The sequence below is a fragment of the Pseudarthrobacter phenanthrenivorans Sphe3 genome, assembly GCF_000189535.1.
GTDB classification, from domain to species: domain Bacteria; phylum Actinomycetota; class Actinomycetes; order Actinomycetales; family Micrococcaceae; genus Arthrobacter; species Arthrobacter phenanthrenivorans.
Genome location: NC_015145.1, coordinates 380911 through 406801, shown reverse-complemented (window position 1 = coordinate 406801; position 25891 = coordinate 380911). Strand labels below are relative to the sequence as shown.

Annotated in this window: 29 protein-coding genes and 1 pseudogene; 6 read left to right on the top strand and 24 right to left on the bottom strand. The window is 65.0% G+C overall.

The window, feature by feature from the left end; translation table 11 throughout:
- Positions 1-181 precede the first annotated feature (181 nt).
- Positions 182-916, bottom strand: coding sequence for a GAF and ANTAR domain-containing protein (locus ASPHE3_RS01940; protein WP_013599548.1), 735 nt, complete (start codon positions 914-916; stop codon positions 182-184).
- A gap of 143 nt (positions 917-1059) precedes the next feature.
- On the opposite strand from ASPHE3_RS01940, the gene ASPHE3_RS01935 reads away from it, so the two are divergent.
- Both ASPHE3_RS01935 and ASPHE3_RS21360 read left to right on the top strand, forming a co-directional pair.
- Positions 1060-1584 carry a DUF488 domain-containing protein gene (locus tag ASPHE3_RS01935; protein WP_013599547.1) on the top strand — a complete coding sequence of 175 codons (525 nt, stop codon included), beginning with the start codon at positions 1060-1062 and terminating at the stop codon, positions 1582-1584.
- Positions 1585-1679: 95 nt separating this feature from the next.
- The gene (locus ASPHE3_RS21360; protein WP_246084737.1) at positions 1680-1979 is read left to right on the top strand and encodes a DUF3040 domain-containing protein; all 300 of its coding nucleotides are present in this window, start codon (positions 1680-1682) and stop codon (positions 1977-1979) included.
- Here ASPHE3_RS21360 and ASPHE3_RS01930 read toward each other — a convergent pair.
- Both ASPHE3_RS01930 and ASPHE3_RS01925 read right to left on the bottom strand, forming a co-directional pair.
- Positions 1896-2894: a DMT family transporter gene (locus tag ASPHE3_RS01930; protein WP_013599546.1), complete on the bottom strand. Its 999-nt coding sequence runs from the start codon at positions 2892-2894 to the stop codon at positions 1896-1898. The genes ASPHE3_RS21360 and ASPHE3_RS01930 overlap by 84 nt on opposite strands.
- Positions 2891-3442, bottom strand: coding sequence for a TetR/AcrR family transcriptional regulator (locus tag ASPHE3_RS01925; RefSeq protein WP_013599545.1), 552 nt, complete (start codon positions 3440-3442; stop codon positions 2891-2893). Before ASPHE3_RS01925 ends, ASPHE3_RS01930 begins: the two co-directional genes overlap by 4 nt.
- Positions 3443-3625: 183 nt before the next feature.
- On the opposite strand from ASPHE3_RS01925, the gene ASPHE3_RS01920 reads away from it, so the two are divergent.
- Both ASPHE3_RS01920 and ASPHE3_RS01915 read left to right on the top strand, forming a co-directional pair.
- Positions 3626-3925, top strand: a complete 300-nt coding sequence (locus tag ASPHE3_RS01920; RefSeq protein WP_013599544.1) for a DUF4193 domain-containing protein — start codon at positions 3626-3628, stop codon at positions 3923-3925.
- A 216-nt stretch (positions 3926-4141) separates the two neighbouring features.
- The gene (locus ASPHE3_RS01915; protein WP_041651872.1) at positions 4142-4432 is read left to right on the top strand and encodes a hypothetical protein; all 291 of its coding nucleotides are present in this window, start codon (positions 4142-4144) and stop codon (positions 4430-4432) included.
- On the opposite strand, the gene ASPHE3_RS01910 is transcribed toward ASPHE3_RS01915, so the two are convergent.
- From ASPHE3_RS01910 to ASPHE3_RS22530, 6 genes and pseudogenes are all read right to left on the bottom strand, one after another.
- The gene (locus ASPHE3_RS01910; protein ID WP_013599542.1) at positions 4417-5169 is read right to left on the bottom strand and encodes a GAF and ANTAR domain-containing protein; all 753 of its coding nucleotides are present in this window, start codon (positions 5167-5169) and stop codon (positions 4417-4419) included. The two genes, ASPHE3_RS01915 and ASPHE3_RS01910, sit on opposite strands and share 16 nt — an antisense overlap.
- A gap of 145 nt (positions 5170-5314) precedes the next feature.
- Positions 5315-5755, bottom strand: a complete 441-nt coding sequence (locus tag ASPHE3_RS01905; protein ID WP_013599541.1) for an SRPBCC family protein — start codon at positions 5753-5755, stop codon at positions 5315-5317.
- Between the two features lie 95 nt (positions 5756-5850).
- The gene (locus tag ASPHE3_RS01900) at positions 5851-6624 is read right to left on the bottom strand and encodes an SDR family NAD(P)-dependent oxidoreductase (protein WP_013599540.1); all 774 of its coding nucleotides are present in this window, start codon (positions 6622-6624) and stop codon (positions 5851-5853) included.
- 27 nt (positions 6625-6651) lie between these two features.
- Positions 6652-8025, bottom strand: coding sequence for an MFS transporter (locus tag ASPHE3_RS01895; RefSeq protein WP_148258068.1), 1374 nt, complete (start codon positions 8023-8025; stop codon positions 6652-6654).
- Positions 8026-8239: 214 nt separating this feature from the next.
- A complete protein-coding gene (locus tag ASPHE3_RS01890) occupies positions 8240-8953 on the bottom strand; it encodes a FadR/GntR family transcriptional regulator (protein ID WP_013599538.1) in 714 nt (237 codons plus the stop codon).
- A 332-nt stretch (positions 8954-9285) separates the two neighbouring features.
- Positions 9286-9372 (bottom strand): annotated as a pseudogene (locus ASPHE3_RS22530) (D-erythrulose-4-phosphate isomerase 1); the annotation flags it as partial.
- Between the two features lie 204 nt (positions 9373-9576).
- Between ASPHE3_RS22530 and ASPHE3_RS01885 the strand changes: the two are divergent.
- Positions 9577-10029, top strand: a complete 453-nt coding sequence (locus tag ASPHE3_RS01885) for a transferase (RefSeq protein WP_013599537.1) — start codon at positions 9577-9579, stop codon at positions 10027-10029.
- A gap of 14 nt (positions 10030-10043) precedes the next feature.
- Here ASPHE3_RS01885 and ASPHE3_RS01880 read toward each other — a convergent pair whose 3' ends face one another.
- The 12 genes from ASPHE3_RS01880 to arfA all read right to left on the bottom strand — a co-directional run bounded on the left by ASPHE3_RS01880 (position 10044) and on the right by arfA (position 20359).
- Positions 10044-11090 (bottom strand): HoxN/HupN/NixA family nickel/cobalt transporter, encoded by a 1047-nt coding sequence (locus ASPHE3_RS01880; protein WP_013599536.1) that lies wholly within the window; start codon positions 11088-11090, stop codon positions 10044-10046.
- Positions 11090-11992 carry an urease accessory protein UreD gene (locus tag ASPHE3_RS01875; protein WP_013599535.1) on the bottom strand — a complete coding sequence of 301 codons (903 nt, stop codon included), beginning with the start codon at positions 11990-11992 and terminating at the stop codon, positions 11090-11092. Before ASPHE3_RS01875 ends, ASPHE3_RS01880 begins: the two co-directional genes overlap by 1 nt.
- The gene (ureG, locus tag ASPHE3_RS01870) at positions 11989-12606 is read right to left on the bottom strand and encodes an urease accessory protein UreG (protein WP_013599534.1); all 618 of its coding nucleotides are present in this window, start codon (positions 12604-12606) and stop codon (positions 11989-11991) included. The genes ASPHE3_RS01875 and ureG overlap by 4 nt, the downstream gene beginning before the upstream one ends.
- 23 nt (positions 12607-12629) lie before the next feature.
- Positions 12630-13298: an urease accessory protein UreF gene (locus ASPHE3_RS01865; protein WP_013599533.1), complete on the bottom strand. Its 669-nt coding sequence runs from the start codon at positions 13296-13298 to the stop codon at positions 12630-12632.
- Between the two features lie 144 nt (positions 13299-13442).
- Positions 13443-13922, bottom strand: coding sequence for an urease accessory protein UreE (ureE, locus tag ASPHE3_RS01860; RefSeq protein ID WP_013599532.1), 480 nt, complete (start codon positions 13920-13922; stop codon positions 13443-13445).
- A 26-nt stretch (positions 13923-13948) separates the two neighbouring features.
- Positions 13949-15694, bottom strand: a complete 1746-nt coding sequence (ureC, locus tag ASPHE3_RS01855) for an urease subunit alpha (RefSeq protein WP_013599531.1) — start codon at positions 15692-15694, stop codon at positions 13949-13951.
- On the bottom strand, positions 15691-16044 hold the full coding sequence (locus tag ASPHE3_RS01850) for an urease subunit beta (RefSeq protein ID WP_013599530.1): 354 nt from the start codon (positions 16042-16044) through the stop codon (positions 15691-15693). The genes ureC and ASPHE3_RS01850 overlap by 4 nt, the downstream gene beginning before the upstream one ends.
- A gap of 11 nt (positions 16045-16055) precedes the next feature.
- On the bottom strand, positions 16056-16358 hold the full coding sequence (locus ASPHE3_RS01845; protein WP_013599529.1) for an urease subunit gamma: 303 nt from the start codon (positions 16356-16358) through the stop codon (positions 16056-16058).
- A 109-nt stretch (positions 16359-16467) separates the two neighbouring features.
- Positions 16468-17019 (bottom strand): cysteine hydrolase family protein, encoded by a 552-nt coding sequence (locus tag ASPHE3_RS01840; protein WP_013599528.1) that lies wholly within the window; start codon positions 17017-17019, stop codon positions 16468-16470.
- Positions 17020-17080: 61 nt separating this feature from the next.
- The gene (locus tag ASPHE3_RS01835) at positions 17081-18085 is read right to left on the bottom strand and encodes a LacI family DNA-binding transcriptional regulator (RefSeq protein WP_041652472.1); all 1005 of its coding nucleotides are present in this window, start codon (positions 18083-18085) and stop codon (positions 17081-17083) included.
- A gap of 119 nt (positions 18086-18204) precedes the next feature.
- Positions 18205-18789 (bottom strand): HhH-GPD-type base excision DNA repair protein, encoded by a 585-nt coding sequence (locus ASPHE3_RS01830; RefSeq protein WP_041651870.1) that lies wholly within the window; start codon positions 18787-18789, stop codon positions 18205-18207.
- Between the two features lie 46 nt (positions 18790-18835).
- Entirely contained in the window at positions 18836-20359 is a 1524-nt protein-coding gene (gene arfA / locus ASPHE3_RS01825) for an arabinosylfuranosidase ArfA (protein ID WP_013599525.1), read from the bottom strand.
- 373 nt (positions 20360-20732) lie between these two features.
- Between arfA and ASPHE3_RS01820 the strand changes: the two genes are divergently transcribed.
- On the top strand, positions 20733-21632 hold the full coding sequence (locus ASPHE3_RS01820; protein ID WP_013599524.1) for an ANTAR domain-containing protein: 900 nt from the start codon (positions 20733-20735) through the stop codon (positions 21630-21632).
- 106 nt (positions 21633-21738) lie between these two features.
- Here ASPHE3_RS01820 and araA read toward each other — a convergent pair whose 3' ends face one another.
- Genes araA through araB form a run of 3 tightly spaced genes read right to left on the bottom strand, consistent with a single transcriptional unit; the run spans position 21739 to position 25731 of the window.
- On the bottom strand, positions 21739-23259 hold the full coding sequence (gene araA, locus ASPHE3_RS01815; RefSeq protein ID WP_013599523.1) for an L-arabinose isomerase: 1521 nt from the start codon (positions 23257-23259) through the stop codon (positions 21739-21741).
- Between the two features lie 28 nt (positions 23260-23287).
- Positions 23288-23998, bottom strand: coding sequence for an L-ribulose-5-phosphate 4-epimerase (locus ASPHE3_RS01810; RefSeq protein ID WP_013599522.1), 711 nt, complete (start codon positions 23996-23998; stop codon positions 23288-23290).
- A complete protein-coding gene (gene araB / locus ASPHE3_RS01805; RefSeq protein ID WP_013599521.1) occupies positions 23995-25731 on the bottom strand; it encodes a ribulokinase in 1737 nt (578 codons plus the stop codon). The genes ASPHE3_RS01810 and araB overlap by 4 nt, the downstream gene beginning before the upstream one ends.
- Positions 25732-25891 lie beyond the last annotated feature (160 nt).

Below are 25891 nucleotides of genomic sequence, written 5' to 3'. Positions count from 1 at the left end.
TCCGCCTCGTTTGGTGATGTGGCCCGAACTTTCAGTGCTGCCTGTTGCTGCATGTTGCACCGGGCGCTTGCACCCCCGCGCACAACCGTTGGTTCAGATTATTGCAGGGCAGCGCGGAGACGAAACCGGGTGCGTAGCACTGCGGTCGCCTGGAGTCTGCACGGCAGTGGGAGTCCCCGTCCTACGGATCGAAGTGCGTGGTCACGGCGCCCGAACTCACCCGCGCCAGGACGTCCGCTGCCAAGTCCCTCAACTTCTGGTTCCGGTGGCTGGACGCTTTGGTCAGCAGTGCCATGGCCTCCTCCTGCGAACAGCGGTTCTGGGCCATGATGACACCGCAGGCGAGGTCGATCGTGGTGCGGTTTTGCATGGCTGCCGAAAGGTCCTCCGCAAGGTTCCGGGCATCGGCGATCTTGAGTGCCAGCCGCAGCGACCTGCCCGCCAGGTCGGCAAAGCCCTCTGCCTTGCGGATCACTGCGTCGGAGAAGACGCCGGGTTCGGAGGCGAAGAAGTTCAGGGCCGCAGCCTGGCTGTCATCCAGGGCGAGGGGAACACCGAGCACGGCGCGGCAGCCGTTGTCGGCCAGGATTTTCCGGTACTCAGGCCAGCGCGGATCAGTCTGCACATCGGCCAGGACCACAGGCTTCATGGTTTCCAGCGATGCCAGGCACGGCCCGTCCCCCAGGACCTGTTCCAGCCTGTCGAGTTCCCGGGCCCTGTCGCTGCTGCCTGCCACTGTGGCGCTTCGCTTGCGCCGCCGCAGGGTTACACCGCATTCGATGAGCGAACCGGCCGAATCACTGAGGGTGGAAGCTGCCACGCCGGACAGCTCCGCCAGGAAGCCGCTCACGTTGGTGCTTCCGATGACCAGGTCATGCAACTTCACGAACTGATCTTCGTTATGGGGAGTGTCCATCCCCTCAATATAGGCCGGATCGCTGGCCGGTCGCGCTCCACAATTCGTCATCATGGAGGCCGGCGTTACCTCGTGCGAAGAAAAGAGAAGGGTGGAGGCCCAGTGGCTGGCCACCACCAACCAACGGGAGCCATCATGGCTTGATGAGGCCCCTCAACACTGCAGGCCACGGAGCCGCCTCCCAGACCGATTTCACCAGGCTGCTGCAGGCGGCGGGTGTTACCTCACTGGTGGACGTCCGGATCGGTCCCGGCAGCAGGAAGCACCCGCACTTCGGTAAGGACCTGATGGCGGAGTGGCTTCCGCGTGCCGGCATCAGCTACCGCTGGGAACAGCGGTTGGGCGGGTTCCGCAAGCTTCCTCCCGATTCCCCGGACACCGCCCTTCGCAATGACTCTTTCCGTGCCTACGCCACATACATGCGAAGCCCGGACTTCCTTGCTGCGGTGGACCAGCTGGTAGCAGCCGCCCAAGCTCAGCAGACAGCGATCATGTGCAGTGAAACCGTTTGGTGGCGCTGCCACCGCAGGCTCATCTCGGACTATTGCGTCTTGCTCGCAGGCCTGCCCGTGGAACACCTGATGCCACCGGAAAAAGCTGTCCCGCACGTTCCCACCCAAGGCGTCAGGGTGCTCGGGAACGGGCTGCGCTACGACGTCCACGATTGAGGGTTTCCCACGCCCAGCTAAGACCCTTGACTCAGAGCGGCAGGAATCCTAGCGTCAATAGCGGTATCGCTTCCCACGAAATTCAGGGGCATCCAATGCCAATGTCCGAAGAGGAACGGAGGCTGCTCAAAGAGCTGGAGCTGGGGCTGATCGCCGATGACCCCCACTTGGCCATGGAGCTGCTCTCCGGCTACCCCGCGCCCCGGTTCAGGGCCGACCTCTTTTTCGGCGGGCTCGCCTGTCTGGCCGGGCTTGTGCTGCTCATTGCCGGCGTTAGCGGCCAGCTCATCCCCCTGGTAGTCCTGGGCTTTTCACTCGTGGGACTGGGCGCCGGCCTGTTGCTCGGCAAGCCTTTCCCCGCCCGGGGAGGGCGCCGGGAGCGGCCCACTGGTTGACTGCCGCGGCGTCAGGATGAACAGGCCAAGGATCACGACGGCGGCGCCAAGCCAGCCAAGGGGCGGCAGCCGCTCCCCCACCACCAGCACGGCCAGCACTGCCGCCACCACCGTTTCCAGCAGCGAAATCCCCGTGGCTGTGCTGGCCCTGATCCTTGCCAGTCCCCAGCCGAACAGGACGTAGCCGGCAAACATCGGGACCAGGGCCATGTACGCTCCCACAGAGAAATTGGTCCAGGACTCCAGCAGCGGCCTGCCGGTCAGGGCAAGCACGGGCATCAGCAGGAACCCGCCGGCCCCGAAGATGCTCCCCATGGCTGCCCTGGAGGAGGCGCCTCCGCCAATGAGGCGATGCGCAGCCCAGGAATACAGGGCATAGGTGACGCCGGCGACGAGGCCCAGCGCTATTCCGGCCATGAATGACCACCCGTTACCAGTGGTCCCGGCAGGGGGCGCCTGCCCTCCATGGCCGGCGAAGGACAGCATGGCGGCACCCGCCACCCCTACGGTTGCGCCCGCCATCCACTGCCGGGTGAGCCTTTTGCGGTCCGCGAACCGTTCAATCAGCGCGGCCGCTACAGGCGCCGAACCGATCGAGATCACGGTGCCCACAGCAACGCCGGACAGGCGCATGGAGCTGTAGAAAGCCAGGGGATAGAGGGCCACCGCAGTAGCCCCCAGGGACACCAGCCGCCACCGTTCCAGCAGGACCGGCCGCTGGGCCACGATGGCATTGGCCGCGTACAGTGCCTGGAGCAGCCCGCCAAGTCCCATGGCTACCGCACCAATTGCCAGCGCACTCACGTCCGGCGCAAGCGTGGCCGCCGTGCCCGTGGTGCCCCAGAGGACGGAAGCTGCCACCACGAACAGGGCCCCCCAGAGCTGGGCCTTTCTGTTGCCTGTTCCTGCGCTCACAGCTCGTCCAGAAGCCTGGCGGCAATGATCCGGGCGTCCTTGAGGCTGGCATCACTCCCTTCGAGTCCGGCCCGTGCCATGGCGCCCTCCAAGAGGAACGCCAGGTGCCTGGCGACTTCCGCGGCGCGTCCTTCCTCACCCGAAAGCAGTTCGGCAATATGCCCGGCCAGCAGGGCCTCCACTTCCTCTTTGTGCTTCCGCACCGCCGCCCTCCCCGGGGCGCCGGCCGGGAGTTCCGCTGCCGCGTTGAGCAGCCCGCAGCCCCTGAACCCGTCCGGGTAAGCGGAATTGGCATGGTCCCGGTAGGCATCGAAGACAGCCAGGACGCGTTCGCGCGGAGTACGGGCGCTGTCCAGCCGCCGGTGGTACAGGCCGAGCCACTCCCCGTGCCGGGCCTCGAGGTATGCCGCCAGCAGGTCCGCTTTGGAGGTGAAGTTGTTGTACAGGCTTTTCTTCGCCACCCCGGCTTCGGCCGTGATGGCGTCAATGCCCGTTGCCGCCACCCCGTTGGCATAGAAGAGCCGGGCAGCAGCGTCAAGCAGCAGCATCCGGGCCGGACGCTTCTTCGCCGCCGGTGTTTTTACGGCCTCAATCCCAGTAGGCACAGCCTGGCCTTTCATCAAAAAGTAGTTAGACCAGTCTACCTACTGCCTGACGGGAATATCCGCGGGCACCTGCCTGTTGTCGCTCTGTTCAGACGAACTGCATACAGCCGACAGGAGAACGCATCAATGTCAGTTGACTACGACGCTCCGCGGGTAACGCCCGAGGAAGAGCCGAATACCGGCCTCGAGGAGCTGAAGACCGAGAAGTCGGGCCGAAGGGAGGCCATTGCCGATGTCGACGAAACCGACCTCGCCGACAGCTTTGAGCTGCCCGGTGCCGACCTCTCCAACGAGGAGCTCCTGATCCAGGTGGTTCCGGTCCAGGCCGACGAATTCACCTGCATGTCCTGTTTCCTGGTCCATCACCGAAGCCAGCTGGCAAGGGAGAAGGACGGCAAGAAGTACTGCAAGGAGTGCGAGTCCTAGAGGAGTGCCATGTCCGGCGGAAGCGGCGGTGGGACGCTTCCGCCAAGGAATCACGCACCGCACGTCCACCACGGCCTTCAGCAGTTACATCCTGCTGATGGCCTTCGGCCCGTATCGGTGATCCTGACCAGAAAGAGTTTCCACCTTCCACCCATCCAAGAGCTTCGCCGCCCCGAACTCCTGGGGAGAAAGTCTTTCCAGGGGAAGGATGCAGCGGTGGATGCAGCGGACCAACAGGACCTGACCGGCGCGGTGATCCAGGCGCACGGCCTGGACCTCGGCCAAATCTGGCTGGAGTACATCGCCTTGGGCGGCGACGCTTCGGAACAGGACATCAGGGACTACAGCGCCGGTTCGGCTGGCCTGCCACCCAAGGACCGTGATGCTTTGGCGCAGGCTGTCAATGAGCATTGTGCGGACGCAAACCTCCCAGGCCGTGCGCCGTTTACTGACTCGCTTTTGAGCCAGGTCCCGCCAAACGTCCGCGACCCTTATTCGTCGAAGTAGGTGAAGGTCCCGGCGCTGCCGGAAATTGATGCGATCACGGCGGCCGCCACGTCCTTGAGCTTCAGGTTCCGCGTATTCGAGGCACGCAGCAGCACGCTGAAAGCGTCATGCTGGCTGCAGCGGTTCTGGGCCATGATGGCCCCCGTGGCAAGGTCGATCACAGTCCGGGTTTTCATTGCAGTGCTCATACCGTCCCTGGTGTCCTGCAGCCTGCCAATCTGCAGCGCCAACCGAAGGGTCTTGGACACCTGCGCGGTGAAAGCCTGGGCGATTTGGATATCTTTGTTGCTGAAATGACGGGGCCGGGAGCTGTAGAGGCTGAGGGCCCCGGTCGCTTCCTCACCCAGGGCAAAAGGCAGGGAGATTACGGACCGCAGTCCCTCGCCCGTAAGCGCCGTGATGTACTCGGGCCACCGCTTTTCCTGGCCCACATCGGCAATCAGCACCACATCTGCGGTCCGCATTGCCGCCAGTGCCGGACCATCCCCGTGCTTGTTTTGGAGCTGCTCCGTGACCCGAAGGCATGGGTTGCTTGCATCGATGGCGGTTGACTTCTTTTTCCTTGCCACCGCTACGCCGCAAAGAACCTCACGCTCAGGACTGCTCAGCCTGTCAGCCGAATACCGTGCAAGGTCCCGAAGGAAGTGCTCCACATCCGTGCTGGCCAGCACCAGGTCCTGAAGCTGCGACGCTACATCGGCGAAAATTTCCTCATTTTCGGCTTGGGCGCGAACCATCTGGATTTCCCCCTCCGTACGGCTGAATGGCCATGAACGTTCACACGGAACGTCGTGGCCGCTCACTGCCGAACGGTAAATGCCAGCCTACCCCCGGGAAAGTCATATCCCGTCAAACGTTACAGCCGCCGGCCGGCGGCCTGGGCTACCCAGCCGCCAGGGAGTTGAGCTTGTCCCGGATTCCGTTCAAGGCCGGATCCCGCAGGGACATGAAAGCCGGCTTGAGGAGTGGCTGGATAATTTTTGCGGGTCCGTTGATGCTGAACTCGGCCGTATATTTCACCACGGAGCCCTCGCCGGCAGGGCTGACATCGATGGAATCAAAGGCAGTGACCGTCTTGTTCCTGCCCCGGAGCTTGATGTGGTTCTGCGTCAGCTCAATGACCTCATACTCCAGGGACTGGCGCTTTCCCCGGAATTCGGACTCGGCGTGGTAACGGTGTCCTACGGCTACCGGACCGGGCGTCAGCTTCTCCATCACGGGAGTGCTGGGGTCCCACTCGCTGGTGTTTTCGAATTCGCTCATATAGGCGAACGCCTGATCCGCAGGCAGGTTGGTTTCAACGCTTCCGGTGACTGTAATCATCACCCCAGTGTAGGAACAGCCACCCGGGATGCACAGCCCCGGCAGCCCCGGCGAAAACCACCGGGGCTGCAGGAGTTGGCCGGGTAACGCCGGGGTCAGCTGACCTGCAGGCCGCCGTTGATGTCGTATGTGGCGGCGGTGATGTAGCCGGAATCCGCCCCCAGAAGGAAGGAAATCAGGGCGGCCACTTCCTCGCGGGTACCCACCCGTCCCATCATGATCCCCTCGGACATCTGGGCCTTGCGTTCTTCAGTGAGGGTGCCGCCCATGATGTCGGTATCGATGGGTCCCGGGGCAATCGCGTTGACGGTGACGCCGAACTCGCCCACTTCACGGGCAAGGGCCCTGGTGAATCCGATGATTCCGGCCTTTGAGGCGCTGTACGCCACCTTGGAGTAGGTGCCGCCACCGCGCTGGGCTGAAATCGAGGAGATGCTGACAATGCGTCCGAGCTTGCGCTCGATCATTCCTTTGAGTACGCGCTGGGACACAATGAAGGTTCCGCGCATGTTGATCGCGAAGACCTTGTCCCATTCCTCCACGGTGGTCTCCATGAAGGGCGTGGGCGAGCTGATCCCGGCCAGGTTGGCCAGGGCGACGATGGGCGGCAGCGAGTTTTCGATTTCGCTGATGGCACGGTCCACGGAGGCGGCGTCGGAAACATCCGCCCCAACCCCGATAGCCTTCACAGCCCGGTTCGATCCGATCTCGGCAGCGGCGGCTTTTGCGTCCTCGGCATTGATGTCCAGGATGGCGACTGACCAGCCCTCGCTGGCCATCCTGTCTGCGGCGGCACGGCCGATGCCGCGGGCCGACGCAGCCCCTGTCAGGACGACGGTTCGTTCAGCGGGAAAAGAAGTGGTTGTCATCGGAGTATCTTTCGTTCGGGTTCCGGGTCAGGAGACTTTGGCCGCGTTGACAGCCGATGCGGCTGCCACTGCGGGGTCGAGGGCCGCATCACCCTCAGGACGTTTGCGGGCATACAGGTACGTGGCCACTGCTGTGACGCACAGGCAGAAGGACAGGAAAAGCAGTCCGCTCTGGTTGTTGCCGGTGGCGTCCTTCAGCAGACCGACGGCGTAGGGCGCCACAAAACCGCCCAGGTTGCCAAGGGAGTTGACCAGTGCCAGCCCGGAAGCGGCGGCTGCACCGGTGAGTGCGGCGGAGGGCATGGACAGGAACGGGGCAATGGCACCGTAGATGCCCATGGCGGCAGCGGTGAGTGCGATCAGGGCAAGGATGGGGTTGACCGGAAGCAGGTAGCCCGCTGCCAGCAGGCCCATGCCGGCCAGCACCATGCTGACGGAGGTGTGCCAGGCCCGCTTGCCTGTCCGGTCCGCCCGCTTGCTCCAGAAGTACACGAACACTGCTGCGATGGCATAGGGAACGAGGACAATGAAGCCCACCTCGGCGGTGGAGAACTTGCCAAGGGCAGCCACGATGGTGGGCATCCAGAGGCCCAGGCCGTAGATGCCGCAGACCAGGCCGAAGTACAGCGCCGAGTAGATGAGGGTGCGTTTGTCCTTGAGGCCGGCAAGGAAGTTGTGGTTCCCGACCTTGGACTTGGCGGCAAGCTCGGCTTCCATGGTGGTGGCGAGCCATTCGCGTTCTTCAGTGTTGAGCCATTTGGCGTCCCGGGGGCGGTCGGTCATCAGGATGGGGGTCAGCAGGCCAAGCAGGATGGCGGGGATACCTTCGATGATGTAGAGCCACTGCCAGCCGTGCAGACCCAGGATGCCGTCCATCTGCAGCAGGAGGCCGGAGACCGGCGCGCCAAGGGCGTTGGAAATCGGCTGGGCAAGAATGAAGATGCCCAGGACCGTGACGCGCTGGGCAGCGGGGAACCAAAGCGTCAGATAGAAGAGGATCGCCGGGAAGAAGCCGGCCTCGGCCGCTCCGAGCAGGAACCGGATGATGTAGTAGGTGCTTTCACCGTTTACCAGCGCCATGGCAGTGGCAAAGATGCCCCAGGTAATCAGGATTCTTGCAAGCCATTTGCGGGCTCCGAAACGGTACATTCCGGCATTGCTGGGCACCTCCAGCAGGGCGTAGCCCAGGAAGAAGATACCGGCGCCAAGCCCATAGGCGGCGGCGCTGAGGCCGATATCCTCGCTCATGGTCAGCTTCGCGAAGCCCACGTTGTTGCGGTCAAGGTAGGCAATGAAATACAGCAGGACAATCAGCGGCATAATGCGGCGGCGGACCTTGCGCAGGGTGCGCTCGCCGAGTTCGCCCAGTGCCGCGGACGGCATGGAGAGTGAAGTCATCATCGACCTTCTGTCTGGCGGAAGCGCACGTTGCAGGCTTCCGAGGGGAATAGGGGAATCCGTCTAGTTGAGTCTGATGTCAGACATCTGACGGAAGAACATGAGGAAAATCATAGGAGCGTGATCGGGATTACGTCAAGCCCGGGCTGGGAAGCGCCAGACAGCAGCTGCCGCAGGCTTCCACCCGCTTTTGGGGGCGCTGCTGGGACCTTGCGAATTAGGCGTCGGGCTGGTGCTGGTGCACGTAACGCTCGTAGTCGCGGTAGGTCTGTTCCATGTGGTCATCCATGACACGGCGGGAGAGCTCAGCGTCGCCGGTGAGGATACTGTCCATGACCTTCTGATGGTGCTCGATTGCGTGAAGCTGGATCTCCGGCACAGCGGAGGTCTCCCGCCTGGTGATGTAGAGGAGCTGCCCCAGTTGCGCAAAGAGCGCCCGTACGAAGGGGTTGCCTGAGGCTTTTAGTACCGCGTCATGAAACGCGATGTCCGCTTCCACAAAACGATCCAGGTCTCCGGACTCATGGAAGCGCTTCATATCCTCGATGCACTGCCTCATCTGTTCTGCATGCTCAGGTGTATGCCGCTTGGCGGCGAGCGATGCCGCACCGGTTTCCACCATGCGGCGCATTTCGATCAGGCCCACGGAAACCTGGTCGGCGGCGTTTCCGTGCGAGGCGGCCTTGAAGATGGCATCCAGGCCGGTCCAGTTGTCCGATGGGTTGACGAAGGTCCCCCGGCCGGCCTTCACGTACAGGATGTTTTGGGCCCGCAGCACCTTGAGCGCCTCGCGGACCGTGAGCCTGCTGACGCTGTAGGCCTTGGCGATGTCGGCCTCGGGCGGGATGGCATCGTGGGCTTTGAGTTTGCCGTCGAGGATGTCGTCGAGCAGGCCGTCGACGAGATCGTCAACGAGTGTCCTGCGGGCCATCCCAGCTCCTGCCATTGGTCTTGCCCGCCGACGCGGGCCGCTTTAAACATTACTGTTGAATGCCGTCGCGGTGGCATTGTGGCGCGGCGCTAGGGCCTGCCGCCAGGCAATTCCGCCGGCGGACGCAGGGCAGCCGCCATTTTGTAACACAGCTTTCCGTCCAATTCGGTGGGGCGAATCCACACCTCGTAGCCTTCGGCGGCAGAGAACAGGGCCCTGTCCCCTGCCGCATCCGCAGCCAGCCAAACCGCGGAGGAATCCTGCATGGCATCCGGTAGCGCAAATGCCGCAATGGCCGCGTTCCCCAGCCCTGAGGTGCTGTTGCGGAGCTGGCAGGTTTCGAAATCCGTCAGGACCTTGACCTTGCCTGCCGAAGCCGACGCGGGGTCAAACGTGTAGTCAATCCATTTCTTGGCAAGGCTGGAAATCGCTGGAGGGCTCCATCCGGATGTCCATCATGTTCGCGGGCCTGGAGAAAGGCGTCAGCAACATGAGCCTGGACCGGCACAAAGCCTTCCTCCCGTCCGGGAACGCTCCCGGAAACAGCATTCCGGGAATCCCTGCGCGTTATTGACCGTTAACTTACTGCGCGGTAAATTGCCGCAGCGTTGACGAGGGAATGAATGAACGCAAAGTTTGTGTCGGTAGAGGACGACGCCGGAAAGGTCACCCGGTACGTCAGGCATGCCAACGGGGGCGGGCTCGTTGCCCCGGGAGCAGCGGTCCCCGAGAGCACGCGCGTCGGTCCCATGACCTATGTGGAGAGCGGGGCCCGGATTGGTGCCGGAAGCCGGATTGGCCACGGCAGCTGGGTCGACCACGACGCCACGGTCGGCGACCGGGCTGTGATCGGTGACGGCGTCCGGATCGGCCGGGGAACGGTCATCGGAAACAAGGTGCACGTCGGGAGCCATTCGCGGATCGGCTCGGGCGTCCTGATCGAACACGGCGTCCACCTGGATTCGGACTCCACCGTGCCCGACGGCGGACAGGTCCTTCTGGGGTCCCGCACCTCGGAGCGCATCCACGGCAAGAACAGGCCGCATGCACGCGGCAAGGGGCGGATCGCGGCGTAACCCTCCGCCTCGCTTTAGGCAGCAGGCTTCCGGCCGGACCGCCTCCTCCACGCCGCCGCGCCCCACACCGCCGGCAGCACGGCCACGAGCAAGAGGCCGGCGTCGCCAAGGTCGATGGATCCGAACCAGGCCGTGACCGGGTCTTCGAGGGCAAAGGCTGCGTTGGCGAAGCCGCCCAGGGTGATGGCCGCAATGAAAAGCGCCGACACCGCGGAGATGCCGGTGACCAGGGCGTTGAAGCCGACTTTCCGCTGCGGGTCATCCAGCGCGGAGCGGTACATCCGCATCATCACGGCGCCGTTCACGGAATCGCAGAGCGTCATGGCGGCAGTGAATGCAAGGGGCAGCGCCAGCAGGGCGAAGGGCGGCACTCCGGCCAGCGAAGCCGCCGCGGCCATCATCAACAGCCCGATGGTGGTGGCGGTGTCAAAACCCAGCCCGAACAGGAAACCGACCACGTAGATGTTGCGCGGCCGCCGCACCCTGGACAGTGGTTTGGCGAGGAGCCGGGCCACCAGTCCCTGCGGTTCAAGATCGGCGGGATCGATGACGGCTCCGGCCTGCGCCCGGCGGTAGGCGCGGGCGGAGCGGGCAAAGGCAGAGCCGTTGAAAAGGCCCATGGCCAGCAGGAACAGTCCGGACACGCCGCTGCCGATCAGTCCGAGCACCACGTTGCCGGTGGAGCCTTCCGCCATGTACTCCCCCACCTCGGCGGCGCCGGCAAGCACCAGCACCCCGGCCAGCGTGACCACCGAACTGTGCCCCAGGCTGAACGCGAAACCAACACTGACCGGATCCTGCCGTTTCGCCACGAAGGTGCGGGTCGAGTTGTCGATGGCCGCCAGATGGTCCCAGTCGTAGCTGTGCTTGACGCCGGCGAGGTAGGCCGTGAGGACCAGCCCCCAGCTGAGCACCTGTGTCCCGGACGTTCCCGCGTTGCCGGCAAGCAGAAGTACGACGGCGGCGGCATGCAGGGAGGCCACCGCACCAAACATCCACAGCAGGCGGGTCCCCAGCGGCAGGGCCTCCCGCTCACGGTAGAGGGCGGAGATGGCAGCCATCAGTGCTTCCTCAGATCCAGCGGGTCCTGCCCGTACCAGCGCTTCCGCAGGAGGTTGGCACAGGCGGCGAGCAGGCGGTTGAGCTCGCCCGTGCTGTTGGACAATGAGCGCAGGACCAGCCCGGTGGTTCCCCCGATTTTGCGGGTGAGGGAGACACCGGTCAATGCATCGTGTGCTGTGGCCACCAGGTGCAGGTCGTCGGCGAGCGCCTGGTCCACCCGGGCATCCACCACGATCAGCGACCCGAGGTGGCTGTACCCCTCCATGAACCCCAGCCCGGTAACGTCCCCGGCGGTTGGACGGATGAGCAGGTTGTCCAGGGCCAGGAGTTCGGACTTAACGCCATCCGCCACCCGGATCTCGTTCCGCAGCCGCACTTCCTCGTACCGGAAGGCAGCCCCGTCCGGCGACCAACCGGGCGTCACCACTTCCGCCATCACCAGGCTCGACGACGGCCGCAGCGTCACGGAAGTCCGCTGCCGGTAGCTGGCCTCCCGGTAGGCAATGAGCTGGTCAGGCATGAGTTCCAGCCGTGCCCCCTCCCCCAGCCGGACAGCCATGCGCTGCTCAGCAAAGGACCCGGGAGTCCGGTACACCTTCGTAGCCGACTGGGTGGTCAGCAACAGGTCAGCACCATCCCCCACCTCAACATCAACAAGAAAGAGATCCGCCCCCAGATAAGCCCCGCCAGGATTCACAACGACATAACAAACCTGCCCGGAGTCATCGAGATAATGGGGCCGCAGCAACCTCAAAGCACCCCTGTGGAACTGATGCGCCGCGAAGGATCGTCCCGTACGCTCGGCGACCACAAGCTCAAGCTCGCCCATAGCGGGCCGATCAGCGGACGCGGGCCCGGGTGACGTGACCACGTGAGGTGACCCTGCCGCCGTCGTACTCATTGCGCCAGATCGAGCATCAGGACGTCGTGCCGGATCCAGTCGATGACCTTGTCGAGTCCCTCGTCCGTCTTCAGGTTCGTGAAGCAGAACGGCTTGGCGCCGCGGAACTCTTTGGAGTCCCGCCCCATGACGGCGAGGTCGGCGCCGACGTGGGGTGCGAGGTCGGTTTTGTTGATGATGAAGAGGTCGGACTTGATCATGCCCTGGCCGGCTTTGCGGGGGATTTTCTCGCCCTGGGCCACGTCGATGATGTAGATGGAGAAGTCCACGAGTTCGGGGCTGAAGGTGGCGGAGAGGTTGTCGCCGCCGGATTCGACGAAGATGACCTGGAGGTCGGGGTGCCGGGCTTTGAGTTCCTCAATGGCGGCGGTGTTCATGGATGTGTCTTCGCGGATGGCGGTGTGCGGGCAGCCGCCGGTTTCGACGCCGATGATCCGGTCCACGGGGAGGATGCCGTTGGCGGCGAGGATTTTGGCGTCCTCAATGGTGTAGATGTCGTTGGTGATGGCGGCCATCGAGATCCCACCGCTCATATGCCGGGTGAGCCGCTCCACGAGCTGGGTCTTGCCCGCGCCGACGGGCCCGCCGATGCCGATTTTGATGGGTTCAGCCATGGTTCCTCCTAGTAAAAAGCGCGTTAGCTCATGAACATCCGGGCACGTTGGCGTTCGTGCCGCATTTGCGAAATTTCCAGTCCGGGGCTGACGGCCCCGAAGTCGTCCGGCATCAGGTGCGGGATGCGTTCGACGGCGGCAGCAACGTCGTCGGCCGCCTGCCTAAGGAGCCGCTGGCCGGCGTTCTGGCCGAGCGGGATGGCGCGGACGGCGTTCTGTGTGAGTGAGGTGGCAGTGGCGAAAAGGTAGGCGGCCAACGCCTCCGGCAGCGGCACCCCGAGGGAACGGGCGACGACGGCGAACGCCAGCGGCTGGTGCCCCGCGGCACGGCCGCTGCTCACCAGGTTCCGGTACAGTTCCAGCGCAGGCGAGGGAAACACCTCCGCCCCAATCTCCAGCAGCCGGCCCCCCATTTTGGTGCCGGCCTCCCGAACCTGCCGCGGCAAAAGAGAGGCAGAAAGAAGAGCATCCAGCTCCGCCAAGTCCCAGCCCTCATAGAAGAACCGAATGGCCAGCCCGTCAGAGTAGGTAAGCGACTGCGAGACAAAAACAGACAACCACACCCCAAAAGACCCCTCATCAACCACGACTCCGCGGTCGATGTACGTCTCGAATCCCAGCGAGTGAGCAAAAGCCCCAGTAGGAAGCGCCGAGTCAACGAGCTGCTGAAGAGCCAGCTGATACCCGCTCACTGAACGCCCGCCAAAGGTGACGAACCCAAGCGACGCCCGGGGATGGGGGCCGCGGCGTGGCGGGCACCGCGAAGCGGGCACGGCCCCCATCCCGGGGCGGCGCACCCAACCAAGGAATCGTTTGAAGCGCCCAGCGGTGAAGAGTTAGTGCGAGTGTTCAGCATGGCGGAAAGGCACAGGCATAACGCGTTCCTGGCGGGAGTAGGGAACACCCGTGTGGCGGAGGTAGTCCTCGACGGTGTGGTCGTAGGCGCACACCATGACGTCGGCTTCATATTCCGAAGCGGAGTCGAAGAACTGGGCCTGGAGGTGCCGGTTGCCGAGTGAGTGTGCCGTGACGCCCATTTCGTGGATGGTCCGGGGCGCGATGACCAGGACATCCGTGGGGAGCACGGACACCACGATCATGTTGGTTTCTTCGACGTGGAGGATGTCGCCGTCGCGCAGGTCACCGGAGCCTGAGGGCAGCCGGATGCCGATTTCCTTGCCGTGGTCCGTTGTGGCGCGCTGGATCCTTTTGACCAGCTGGGCGCTGGGGAGGACCACTTTTTCCTCGTGCAGGCCGGCGTAGGTGTGCGGGTCCGGCAGTTCGTGCAGGTTGCCGAGGACTTTGTCGATGATCACGTGGGTCTCCGAGGGCTTGGAAGAATTCAGAAGAGGAAGTAGCGCTGCGCCATGGGCAGGACGTCGGACGGCTCGCAGGTGACGTCCTCGCCGTCGACCGTGACCTGATAGGTTTCCGGGTCCACCTGGATGTCCGGGGTGGCGTCGTTGTACTTGAGGTCGGCTTTGGTGAGCGTACGGATTCCGGAAACGGGCCGGATGACCTTCTCCAACCCCAGTTCGTGGGGGACGCCGGCGTCGATCGCCGCCTGGGACAGGAAGGTGATCGAGCACTGCTGGACTGCCTTGCCGAACGCGGCGAACATGGGGCGCATGCTGCGCGGCTGCGGGGTGGGGATGGAGGCGTTGGCATCCCCCATGAGCGCATACGCGATCTGCCCGCCCTTGAGTACCAGCTCGGGTTTCACGCCGAAGAAGGCAGGATCCCACAGCACCAGGTCCGCGAACTTGCCCACCTCCACGGAGCCGACGGTGTCGGCGATGCCCTGGGCGATGGCCGGGTTGATGGTGTACTTGGCCACGTAGCGCTTGAGCCGGAAGTTGTCGCTGCCCGCACTGCCGTGGGCCCCGCCGTCGTCATCCTCCAAAACCCCGCGCTGCTTCTTCATCTTGTCCGCCACCTGCCAGGTGCGGGTGATCACCTCGCCCACCCGGCCCATCGCCTGGGAATCGGAGGAGGTGATGGAGAAGATGCCGAGGTCCTGCAGGACGTCCTCGGCCGCGATGGTTTCGGCCCGGATGCGGGAATCGGCGAAGGCGACGTCCTCGGGAATGTCCGGGTTGAGGTGGTGGCACACCATGAGCATGTCCAGGTGCTCCTCGATGGTATTCCGGGTGTACGGCAGTGTGGGGTTGGTGGACGCAGGCAGGACGTTCGGCATCCCCGCGATCTTGATGATGTCCGGCGCGTGCCCGCCGCCTGCTCCCTCGGTATGGAACGTGTGGATGACCCTGCCGTTGATGGCCCGGATGGTGTCCTCCACGAAGCCGCACTCGTTCAGGGTGTCGGTGTGGATGGCAACCTGGACATCGTATTCGTCGGCGACGGTCAGGGACGTGTCGATGGAGGAGGTGGTGGACCCCCAGTCCTCGTGGACCTTCAGCCCGACCGCACCGGCCCGGATCTGCTCGGCAAGGGGTTCGACGGCGGACGCGTGGCCTTTGCCGAACAGGCCGATGTTCATGGGGAAGCCTTCGGCGGCTTGGAGCATCCGCTGGATGTGCCACTTCCCCGGTGTCACCGTGGTGGCCTTGGTGCCCTCGGCCGGGCCGGTGCCGCCGCCGATCATGGTGGTGATGCCGCTGGTCAGGGCCGCGGGGATCTGGTCCGGGGAGATGAAGTGGATGTGCGTGTCCACTCCCCCGGCGGTGAGGATCTTGCGTTCGCCGGCGATGATTTCGGTGCTGGCGCCGATCACGATGTCCACGCCGTCCGTGATCTGCGGGTTGCCGGCCTTGCCGATCCTGAAGATATGGCCGTCCTTGAGTGCCACATCGGCCTTGTAGATGCCGGTGTAGTCCAGGATCACGGCGTTGGTGATGACTGTATCCGGGACGCCGTCATCTTCAGGATCCCCGTCGCGTGTCACCTGCCCGTTCTGGCCCATGCCGTCCCGGATCACTTTGCCGCCGCCAAAGACCACCTCCTCCCCGTAGACCGTAAGGTCTTTCTCGATCTCGAGGAACAAGTCGGTGTCCGCCAGGCGGATCGCGTCGCCGGTGGTGGGGCCGTACAAATCGGCGTACTGCCGGCGGGGGATCTCAAAGCTCACTTGCCGTCCCCTTCCGTGACGGACCTGCCCTGGCGGGTGCCGCCGTCGAGCTTTCCGTTGACAGCATTGCTGAGGCCGTACACCTCACGGCTGCCCGCCAGTTCGATCAGGCGAACGTTCCGGGAGTCCCCCGGTTCAAAACGAGCTGCCGTGCCGGCGGGGATATCCAGCCTGCGGCCGAACGCTGACTGGCGGTCGAAGCTCAGCGCAGCATTGGCCTCGGCAAAGTGGAAGTGCGAGCCCACCTGGACGGGCCGGTCGCCGGTGTTGGTGACGACGACGTCTACCGCCTCGCGCCCGGCGTTCGCCGTCACCGGCTCGGGCCGGAGGATGTACTCTCCTGGAATCATGGCGTGACCCTTCAGCGGATGGGATCGTGGACGGTGACGAGCTTGGTGCCGTCGGGGAAGGTTGCCTCGATCTGCACGTCGTGGATCATCTCGGGCACACCCTCCATGACGTCCTCCCGGCGGAGCAGGGTGGTGCCAAAGCTCATGAGGTCGGCCACGCTGCGGCCGTCACGGGCGCCCTCGATCAGTTCGTAGCTGATGATGGCTACGGCCTCGGGGTAGTTCAGCTTGAGTCCGCGTGCCTGGCGGCGTCGCGCGAGGTCGGCGGCCACCACGATCAGGAGTTTTTCCTGCTCACGCGGCATCAGGTGCATGGGGGTCCCTTCGACAGGCCGCTTGGCGGCGGCGTGGGACCCACAGTAGGTTGCGGACGTTTCCGCCACGTTTCAGTTTTGTTAGCGGCGGCTGTCCTGCCGGGACGGCTCAGCGGGCGAGCCGTGCCATGATCTCCTCGGTGGACTGGACCGGCTGGCGGTAACTGGTGGAAAGGATGCGGAGCATGTCCGCGGCGTCCTGGTTGTCCTCCGACGCCATCGCATCCTTGGCGTAGGTGGCCCGGATGTTGTGGGCGAAGGCGTCAGCCCCCGTCTGGGCGATGCAGTTGTGCGTGGACACGCCGGCGAGCACCACCTCGTCGGCCCCCCAGTTCCGTAGCCGGGACAGCAGGTTGGTACCCACGAACGCGCTGTCCCGGGTCTTGTTCAGCTGCGGCAGGCCGTCGATCGCGAGGCCGGGAACAGCCTGTGCCTGCTCGCTGCCGCGGAAGATAAAGCCCTGGTCGTCGTCGAGCATGTTCAGGCTCCACGTTGACTTGTCCCGCTCGTGCTCCGTCCCCACGATCAGTGCCTTGTGGCCGCTGGCCTTGAAAGCCTCCAGCAGCTTGTTGCAGGACGCAACCAACTCCTTCTGCTGCGCGGCAAGTTCCGGCGCCTCGAAGAACGCGTTCTGCATGTCGATAACAAGAAGTGCAATCACGTGGGACCTTTCCCTCATTCAGCGTTGCAGGAAAAGTACCCCGAGGTTGGCCGGGCGAAACCTACGGGGCGGACTCCCGGACCTGCAGGCTGAAGCCGGCTTCCACGTGCACGCCCTCGCCGGACTCTTCCCGGCCCTCGATCCGGTCAAGCAGCAGGCCGATTGAGCGCTCGGCGATCTCCTCCATTCCCGGCGAAACGGTGGTCAGCGAGGGCGACGCAAAGCGGGCCTCATCGATGTCGTCAAAGCCTGCTACGGCCACGTCCGCAGGAACCCGGACGCCGCGGATCAGCAGTTCGTGCATGGCGCCGAGGGCCAGGACGTCATTTAGGCCGAACACGGCGTCGAACTGCACGCCGCTGTCCAGGAGCCCGGCCACGGCGGCGGCGCCGTTGTCCCGGCGCCACTCGCAGGGGGCGATCAGCGCCGGGTCGAAGGGTACGCCAGCCTGCTCCAACGCGGCACGGTAGCCGTTGAGCCGCAGGCCCGCGCTGCCCGCTGATTCTTCCGGGTGGGCACCTATCACGGCAATACGACGGCGGCCGGCAGCCACCAGGTGCGCTGTCAGGGCAGCCGCAGCTTCCTCGTTCTTCATGGTGACCAGGTCGAACCGCGGATCCAGGATGTGTTCGCCCAGGAGCACCAGCGGCTTCCTGCCCTGGCGGCCGGCGATGGTCTCGGCGTCGATCATCAGGGGCGTGAACAGCAGCCCGTCCGTGAGCTGCCGGAACGGCCCCTGGAGCGCATTGATTTCCGCCTCCGCCACGGCATCCGACTGTTCCACCAGGACCCGGTAACCGCGCCGGGATGCCGCCTTCATCAGCCTTGAGGCCAGCTCCGCGTAGTAGGGCGCAGACAGGTCGGACAGGACCAGGCCCAGCATCCTGGTCTTTCCGGACCGCAGGCTCCGCGCCGTCAGGTTTGCCTCGTAGCCCAGCTCGGCGATTGCGTCCTGGACCCGCTTCTTGGTGGCGGGCCGGATGAACTCGTAGTCATTGAGCACATTGGAAACCGTCTTCAGCGATACCCCCGCCGCCCTCGCAACGTCATTCATGGTGACCGCCATCATGGCTCCTTCGTATGGTTCCGCACGTTCCTGCCATACATCGTTGCAGACGCCAGCTCGACTACGGCAAACGGAGGTGCAGGCGGCTCAGCGGGACGTTGCGGTCCCACCACTGGCTGTCAGGACTTGGCTGCCTTCGCGGCAGCCTTGGCCGCCTGCTTGCTGGCCCGCACCTTGGCAAGGGACTCGGGGTCCACGATGTCGGCGACCGACAGGTAGGAGCCTTCCTCGCCGTAGTGCCCGGCGGCTTCACGCCACCCCGGTGCCTGCAGGCCGCACTGCTTGCCGAGCAGCGCCAGGAAGATTTTGGCCTTTTGCTCGCCAAACCCGGGCAGCGCCTTGAGCCGGCGCAGCACCTCGGCGCCATCAGGGTCACCCTTGGTCCAGATCAGCGTTGCATCACCGTCCCACTCGCTCTGGACGGTCTCCGCGAGCGCCTGGACCCGCGCCGCCATGGAACCGGGGAAACGGTGGACCGCCGGGCGCTCCTTGAACATCTCCACGAACGCCTGCGGCTCCTGCGCGGCGATGGCCTCGGGCTTCATGGAGCCGATCCTGGACCTGATCTTCTCCGGCCCCGCGAATGCCGATTCCATGGTGACCTGCTGGTCCAGCAGCATCCCCGTCAGCAGCGCAAAGGCGTCCTCACTCAACAACTTGTCCGCGGCGGGGTCCCCCGTGATGTGCAATTCCATGCGGTCCATCCTCCCAGAGGAGGGCCGCCGTCGTCATGCGGCCCTCCCATAGGTGCTACCCGCCCACTGCCAACCGGATCATGGACCAGGACACTGCAGGCAACTGCGCGGTGAGCCGGCCGCCGTCGACCTTCACTGACAGGTTCTCCGCCGGCAGGACGGAGGTTGAGTCATCGGCCGTGGCCTGCCAGTACGGATCCTTGTTGCTGTAGGTGAGGGCCTCCACCACGCGCACATTGCCCAGGCCCGACACCACGGCGTCCAGGCCAAGTACGTCCGTGGCCGAGCGGTTGACGGCGAACACAACAGCCTCGCCCTTGTCCGCGTCATAAGTTGCGACGGCGGACACCGCGGCAAAGTCTTTGGTCTTGCCGCCGCTGACCAGCGGGGATTCGACGGCGAGCTGCAGCACGGTGCCGGAGGCATGGCGGGAGGTGAGGGCGAACGGGTGGAAGGTGGTCTGCTTCCAGGCTCGGCCGCCGGGCTCCGTCATGATGGGGGCGATGACGTTGACCAGCTGCGCCAGGCTGGCTGAGTGGACGCGGTCCGTGTTCTTGAGCAGCGTGACCAGGAGGTCGCCTACGACGACGGCGTCGGCCACCGTGTAGGTGTCCTCCAGCAGGACGGGGGCCACCGGCCAGTCCTTGCCTGTGGGTACCTTCGACTCGTCCCGGCTCATGTGCCACACGTTCCACTCGTCGAAGGAGATGTTCACCTGCCTGGTGGACTTCTTCACCGACTTCACGTGGTCGATGTGGCTGACGATGTCGTGGATGAAGGCCTCCATCCGGTGCCCCGCGGAGAGGTGTTCCTGCAGGTCACCGAAGTCTTCGAAATACTGGTGCGCGGAGATCAGGTCCACCAGCTCGTAGGTCTCGGAGAGCACCACGCGTTCCCATTCACCGAAGGTGCTCATGGTGGGGCCGGAGCTGCCGCAGGCCACGAGCTCGAGGTCCGGGTCAATCATGCGCATGCCACGGGCGGTGTCGGCAGCAAGGCGGCCATACTCCAGCGCATTCTTGTGCCCGATCTGCCAGGGGCCGTCCATCTCGTTACCGAGGCACCACATCCTGATGCCGTAGCCGTTCTCCGCGCCGTTGGCCTTGCGCTGGTCCGAAAAGGCCGTGCCGCCGTCGACATTGCAGTACTCCAGCAGGTCCAGCGCCTCCTGGGTGCCGCGGGTGCCCAGGTTCACGGCCATCATGGTTTCCACGCCGGCTTTGGCGGACCATTTGGCGAACTCGTCCACCCCCACCAGGTTGGGGTCTGTGGAGTGCCAGGCAAGGTCAAGGCGGACCGGACGCTTGTCCGCTGGACCGACGCCGTCCTCCCACCGGTATCCGGAGACGAAGTTGCCGCCCGGGTAGCGGACAGTGGAAACCCCCAGTTCCCGGGTCAGCTCCAGCACGTCCGTACGGAATCCATCCTCATCGGCCCCGGGGTGTTCCGGCTCAAAGATGCCGGTGTAGACACAACGACCCAAGTGCTCCACGAAGGCACCGAAGGTGCGCCGCCGGACAGGTCCCACCGTGAAGGCCGGGTCCAGGGTGATCTTTGCGGCTGGTTCTGCAGCAGTCACGAAAACATCCTCGTTTCATCTTTTACAACGTTATAGAAAGTCATTCTTCGTGCTTTTGCCACCCGAGTCAAGCACTCCCCTCGCGGCTGGACGAGGTCAGGGCGCCCCGCGGCCTCCCTGGCCTCCCCGCAGCCCCTGCCCGTTGACCTGCGGAAACAAACAGAGCCGAGTAGCCGGGCGAAAAATCCAAGTACTACCTAATCTCAAAGTCAGGTACCTGTTACGCGTTCACCGCTGTTGGCGCCGGAACTAGGTTTTTCTTCAGAGACAAGACGCGTTCTGGCTCGTAGTACTTGGCTCACGTAGGGGGTGTGAGACTGCAATGCATAGACAACACATAAGCTCAGGTTTCCCGGTCCGCAGGACGCGGGTATTGAGCGGGGCCGGCGACGAGGAGGCCTTCGAGACCAAGGCCTCTCCCCCAGCCGTCGCCGGCCCTCTTCGTTCCAGGCAAGGTTCGGGCCCCCAGCAGGTCCGTCCCCTCCCGGATGCGGCGGCAGGACTCGGCGAGGCCGGAGGCCAGGACAGGCTCCTGCTGGATCTCATCAGCGGCACCCACAGCCTTCGCGAATCCCTGGACCTGCTGGCCGACGCAACAGTGAAGACTGTGGTGAGGGCAACGGGCCTCAGGATCGACTGCGGCGTGGTGGTGCACCAGCCCAAGCGGAACCCCGCGGTCGCGGGCACCTCGGACGAAGTGGTCCGCCTCCTGGAATGGGAACAGGAAGCCAATGAGGGCCCGTTGAACGAGGTACTGGCCGGGGGCCATCCTGTGGCAGTGCTTCAAAGGAATGGCGACTTCCGCTGGCCACGTTTCTCGACCCAACTCCAATTGGCCGGCTTCGGCAGTGCGATGGGAGTACGGCTCCGGGTGGGAGCCGAAGCAGGAGCTGATACCACGGAAGGCGAAGCGGGCTCCGGCGGGGCAAGCGCGGCGCTGGCCTTTTTTGCCCAGGATGCCAAGGCATTTCCGCTGCCGGTCATTGCCGAGGCCAGGACGTTCGCCGGCCTTGCGGCCAAGAGCCTGGACATGGCCATCGACCTCCACTCGGCCAGGTCCATGGCCACGGATCTCCGTACCGCCCTGGACAGCCGCACCTCCATCAATGTGGCCTGCGGCGTGATCATGGCCCAGAACAGGTGTTCGTACCACGAGGCCTTTTCCATCCTCGCCAAGGCCTCAAGCCACCGGAATATCAAGGTGCGCCGGGTGGCCGAGGACATCCTGGAACGGCTTCCGGAGGGTGCCCCGCGGGCCCACTTCGGCCATTAGGAACCGCCGGGCGCCGAAAGCACAACAGGCTCCGGAGGCCGTTGCCTCCGGAGCCTGTACGCGTCCAGCCGAAGCCTAGCGTCGAGCTGTCGCCTGACCGGGCGGCTCAGATTCCCCCGGCCAGCTTGTAGTAGGCGGCGTTCCAGTTCAGGTCCTTCTTGAACTGGCGGATGGTGGTTCCCTCGTCGATGGTAAGCAACTCCGTCTTGGCGATTTCAGCGAAGTCCTCGAACACGTCCATGCCCACCTGGGTGGACAGCACCGTGTGGTGCGCCGCGCCGGCGGTAAGCCAGGCGGCCGCGGAAGTGGCGAAGTCCGGCTTGGGCTGCCAGAGTGCTCGGGCCACGGGCAGGTTGGGCAGCGGCTGGTCCAGCGGCACCACGTCCACGGCGTTGGCCACCAGGCGGAAGCGGTCCCGCATGTCGGACAAGGCCACAACGACGCCCGGGGAGGCATCGGCGTCGAACACCAGGCGCACGGGGTCCTCCTTGCCGCCGATGCCGAGCGGATGGATTTCCAGGCGCGGCTTGGTGGCGGTCAGGGAGGGGCAGACCTCCAGCATGTGGGCGCCGAGGATCTTCTCGGCCCCGGGTTCCAGGTGGTAGGTGTAGTCCTCCATCAGCGACGCGCCGCCAGGCAGGTCACCGCCCATCACCTTGGCGGCACGGACCAGGATGGCAGTCTTCCAGTCCCCTTCGGCGCCGAAGCCGTAGCCCGCCGCCATGAGCCGCTGCACGGCAAGGCCCGGGAGCTGCCGGAGGGCGCCGAGGTCCTCGAAGGACGTGGTGAACGCGGCGGAGCCGTTGGCTTCCAGGAAGCTGCGCAGGCCCAGCTCGATCCGCGCGCCATATCGGAGGGACTCGTGGCGGGCCGCGCCTGCGCGGAGCTCCGGCACCACCTCGTAAAGGTACTCATACTCGGCCACCAGGGCGTCGACGTCGGACTCCTCCGCGCCGTGCACGGCATCGGCAAGCTCGTTGACGGACCAGGTGTTGACAGCGACGCCGAAGCGGAGCTCCGCCTCGGTCTTGTCGCCTTCGGTGACGGCCACGTTGCGCATGTTGTCGCCGAAACGGGTCAGCTTCAGTGTCCGGACGGCGGCCCAGCCGGCAGCGGCGCGCTGCCAGGAGCCCACTTGGCGCGCAACCTCGGGGTTGGAGACATGTCCCACGACGGTCTTCCGCGCGATGCCCAGGCGGGACTGGATGTAGCCGAACTCGCGGTCGCCGTGGGCGGCCTGGTTCAGGTTCATGAAGTCGAAATCGATGTCCGCCCAGGGCAGGTCCCGGTTGGCCTGCGTGTGCAGGTGCAGCAGCGGCTTGCGAAGCAGGTCAAGGCCCTGGATCCACATCTTCGCCGGGGAGAAGGTGTGCATCCAGGCCGTGACGCCGATGACGGAATCATCGGAGTTTGCCTCCAGGGCAGTGCGGCGGATGGCATCCGAGTCGGTCAGGACCGGCTTCCACACGATCCGCACCGGGACGGCGGAGCTGGCATTGAGCTGGTTGGCGATCTCCTGCGACTGGGCGGCCACCTGCTTCAGGACGTCCTCGCCGTAGAGGTGCTGGCTGCCGGTGAGGAACCAGACCTCGTAGCCGTCGAGGGAAGTGGATGCTGCGGTATTCATGGGGTCTCCTGGAAAGTGTGCGGGCCTGCTATTGGCCGTAAACGTTCTGGTAGCGGGCATAAAGGGATTCAATGTGGCCCTGGTCAATGGCGATGGGGTCACCCAACTGCCGGGCGATATGGACGGTGCGCGCCACTTCCTCGCACATCACCGCCGCCTTGACCGCGGATTTGGCGTCCTTGCCGATGGTGAACGGGCCATGGTTCTGCATCAGCACTGCCGGCGAATTCGAGTTCTTCAGCGTCTCCACAATGCCGTGGCCTATGGAGTCATCACCGATCAGCGCGAACGGCCCCACCGGGATCTCCCCGCCAAATTCATCGCTCATCATGGTCAGCACGCACGGAATGGCCTCGCCGCGGGCTGCCCAGGCCGTTGCGTAGGTGGAGTGGGTGTGCACCACCCCGCCCACCTCCGGCATGTGCCGGTAAACGTAGGCATGCGCTGCAGTGTCCGACGACGGCGAGAGGGCCGGGTTGCCCCACTCACCTGTTGCGTCTCCCGCGACAGGCACGCCGTACAGATCCGTGACCACCATCTGCTCCGGCGTCAGGTCCTGGTACGAGACTCCCGAGGGTTTGATCACCATCAGCTCCTGGCCGGGCACCCGGGCCGAAACGTTGCCAGCAGTCCACACCACCAGCTGGTACCGGGTCAGCTCGGCGTGCAGGGCGCAGACTTCTTCCCGGATCCGCGCAATGGTCCCGAGGATTTCTGTCCCGAGGATTTCGGAGCTCATGCGGACACCTCCACGGCGCTGCGTGAGGCGGCAGGCGTGGACAGCAGGGGACCGGCAGCCCGGCGCTGGATCGCCTTGAGCCGGTGCATAACGTCGTTGCTGCCGCGGCCGAAGTAGTCGTGCAGGGTCCGGTATTCCTGGAAGAGCTCCTCGTACGCTGCAACATTTTCGGCGATCGGCGTGTACACCTCACCCGGTTCCGAACCCATCGCGGCCGCTGCTTCGCGGATGTCGGCATACTTTCCGGCAGCCACGGCGGCGTGGATGGCCGATCCCAGAGCCGGGCCCTGGGCAGAGCCTATGGTGGACAGCTGCAGCCCTGTGACGTCAGCGTAGATCTGCATCAGGAGCGGGTTCTTCAGCAGGCCGCCGGCCACGATGAACTCCTTGACGGGAACACCGGCGTCGCGGAAAGCGTCCACGATGGTCCGGGTGCCGAACGCCGTAGCTTCGAGCAGGGCCCGGTAGGTGTCTTCGGGCCTGGTGGCCAGCGTCTGCCCCACCACGACACCGGACAGTTCATGGTCCACCAGCACTGAGCGGTTGCCCGAGTGCCAGTCCAGGGCAATGAGTCCGTGTTCGCCAATGGCCTGACCGGAAGCCAGTTCGGTGAGGTATTCGTGGATGCCCAGCCCCGCTTTAGCAGCGGCGCGGTGGTATTCGGGCGGCACGCCGAACTTGGTGAACCAGCCGAAGATGTCCCCCACGCCGGACTGGCCGGCCTCGTAACCCCAGAGCCCGTCCACGATGCCGCCGTCCACCACTCCGCACATGCCCGGCACTTCACGGAGTTCCGTGCCGTTCATGACGTGGCAGGTGGAGGTGCCCATGATGGCCACCAGCTGCCCGGGGTCCACAGCCTTCGCGGCCGGGGCGGTGACGTGGGCGTCCACGTTGCCCACGGCCACGGCGATGCCTTCCGGCAGGCCGGTCCAGGCGGCCGCTTCAGCGGTGAGGTGCCCGGCGGCGTCGCCCAGCCGGCCGATGGTGTGCTCGAGCTTGCTGCTGACGAAGTCCGTGAACTGCGGGTTCAAGGCTGCCAGGAACTCCTCCGACGGGTAGCGCCCGTCCTGGTAGATCCCCTTATAGCCGGCGGTGCAGGCGTTGCGGACGTACCGGCCGCACAGCTGCCAGACGATCCAGTCCGCAGCCTCAACCCAGTGGTCCATCGCAGCGTAGGCTTCGGGATCTTCTTCCAGCAGTTGCAGGCCCTTGGCGAACTCCCATTCGGAAGAAATAAGCCCGCCGTAGCGGGGCAGCCAGTCCTCCCCGCGTTCAGCGGCCAGCCGGTTGATCCGGTCCGCCTGGCCCTGCGCAGCGTGGTGCCGCCAGAGCTTCACGTAGGCATGCGGCCGGTTTTCAAATCCGGGCAGTTCGTTCAGCGGGGTGCCGTCCGCCTTGGCCGGCACCATGGTGCAGGCGGTGAAGTCCGTCGCAATACCGACGACGGCGGCCGGGTCGATCCCTGCCGCGGCAACGGCTTCCGGTACGGCGTGGCGGAGTACGTCGCGATAGTCGTTGGGCACCTGCAGGGCCCACTCCCCGGGAAGCCGCGGGGCGTCCTCGCCGGCCACATCCGGCGGCAGGACATCGGTCACCACGGCGTGCGGATAGTCATACACCCCGCTGCCCAGCTCCTTGCCGTCGTGCACCCGCACCACCACTGCCCGGCCCGACAGCGTTCCATAATCCACGCCCACCACGTAGGTGTCCGGGGCGTCCATTGCGTCCATAAGAAACTTCCTCCATAGCTGCCGCAACTTCGCGGCCTGCGTCCAATTGTGAGCGCTAACAAGAGTGAAGTCAACAGCTTGGCCGGTCCGCATCCCGTCTTCAGCGCCAGCTTGGGGAGCGCAAGGTCAGTGGCAACGGCCGGTACACGGAGTAAGTCCC

Bases quoted from the DNA above. Each gene is read 5' to 3' on its own strand.
- ASPHE3_RS01940 (WP_013599548.1), bottom strand. From the start codon at position 916: ATGGACACTCCCCATAACGAAGATCAGTTCGTGAAGTTGCATGACCTG.
- ASPHE3_RS01935 (WP_013599547.1), top strand. From the start codon at position 1,060: ATGAGGCCCCTCAACACTGCAGGCCACGGAGCCGCCTCCCAGACCGAT.
- ASPHE3_RS21360 (WP_246084737.1), top strand. From the start codon at position 1,680: ATGCCAATGTCCGAAGAGGAACGGAGGCTGCTCAAAGAGCTGGAGCTG.
- ASPHE3_RS01925 (WP_013599545.1), bottom strand. From the start codon at position 3,442: ATGCTGCTGCTTGACGCTGCTGCCCGGCTCTTCTATGCCAACGGGGTG.
- ASPHE3_RS01920 (WP_013599544.1), top strand. From the start codon at position 3,626: ATGTCAGTTGACTACGACGCTCCGCGGGTAACGCCCGAGGAAGAGCCG.
- ASPHE3_RS01910 (WP_013599542.1), bottom strand. From the start codon at position 5,169: ATGGTTCGCGCCCAAGCCGAAAATGAGGAAATTTTCGCCGATGTAGCG.
- ASPHE3_RS01905 (WP_013599541.1), bottom strand. From the start codon at position 5,755: ATGATTACAGTCACCGGAAGCGTTGAAACCAACCTGCCTGCGGATCAG.
- ASPHE3_RS01900 (WP_013599540.1), bottom strand. From the start codon at position 6,624: ATGACAACCACTTCTTTTCCCGCTGAACGAACCGTCGTCCTGACAGGG.
- ASPHE3_RS01895 (WP_148258068.1), bottom strand. From the start codon at position 8,025: ATGATGACTTCACTCTCCATGCCGTCCGCGGCACTGGGCGAACTCGGC.
- ASPHE3_RS01890 (WP_013599538.1), bottom strand. From the start codon at position 8,953: ATGGCCCGCAGGACACTCGTTGACGATCTCGTCGACGGCCTGCTCGAC.
- ASPHE3_RS01885 (WP_013599537.1), top strand. From the start codon at position 9,577: ATGAACGCAAAGTTTGTGTCGGTAGAGGACGACGCCGGAAAGGTCACC.
- ASPHE3_RS01880 (WP_013599536.1), bottom strand. From the start codon at position 11,090: ATGGCTGCCATCTCCGCCCTCTACCGTGAGCGGGAGGCCCTGCCGCTG.
- ASPHE3_RS01875 (WP_013599535.1), bottom strand. From the start codon at position 11,992: ATGAGTACGACGGCGGCAGGGTCACCTCACGTGGTCACGTCACCCGGG.
- ureG (WP_013599534.1), bottom strand. From the start codon at position 12,606: ATGGCTGAACCCATCAAAATCGGCATCGGCGGGCCCGTCGGCGCGGGC.
- ASPHE3_RS01850 (WP_013599530.1), bottom strand. From the start codon at position 16,044: ATGATTCCAGGAGAGTACATCCTCCGGCCCGAGCCGGTGACGGCGAAC.
- ASPHE3_RS01845 (WP_013599529.1), bottom strand. From the start codon at position 16,358: ATGCACCTGATGCCGCGTGAGCAGGAAAAACTCCTGATCGTGGTGGCC.
- ASPHE3_RS01835 (WP_041652472.1), bottom strand. From the start codon at position 18,085: ATGGCGGTCACCATGAATGACGTTGCGAGGGCGGCGGGGGTATCGCTG.
- ASPHE3_RS01830 (WP_041651870.1), bottom strand. From the start codon at position 18,789: ATGGACCGCATGGAATTGCACATCACGGGGGACCCCGCCGCGGACAAG.
- araA (WP_013599523.1), bottom strand. From the start codon at position 23,259: ATGAATACCGCAGCATCCACTTCCCTCGACGGCTACGAGGTCTGGTTC.
- ASPHE3_RS01810 (WP_013599522.1), bottom strand. From the start codon at position 23,998: ATGAGCTCCGAAATCCTCGGGACAGAAATCCTCGGGACCATTGCGCGG.
- araB (WP_013599521.1), bottom strand. From the start codon at position 25,731: ATGGACGCAATGGACGCCCCGGACACCTACGTGGTGGGCGTGGATTAT.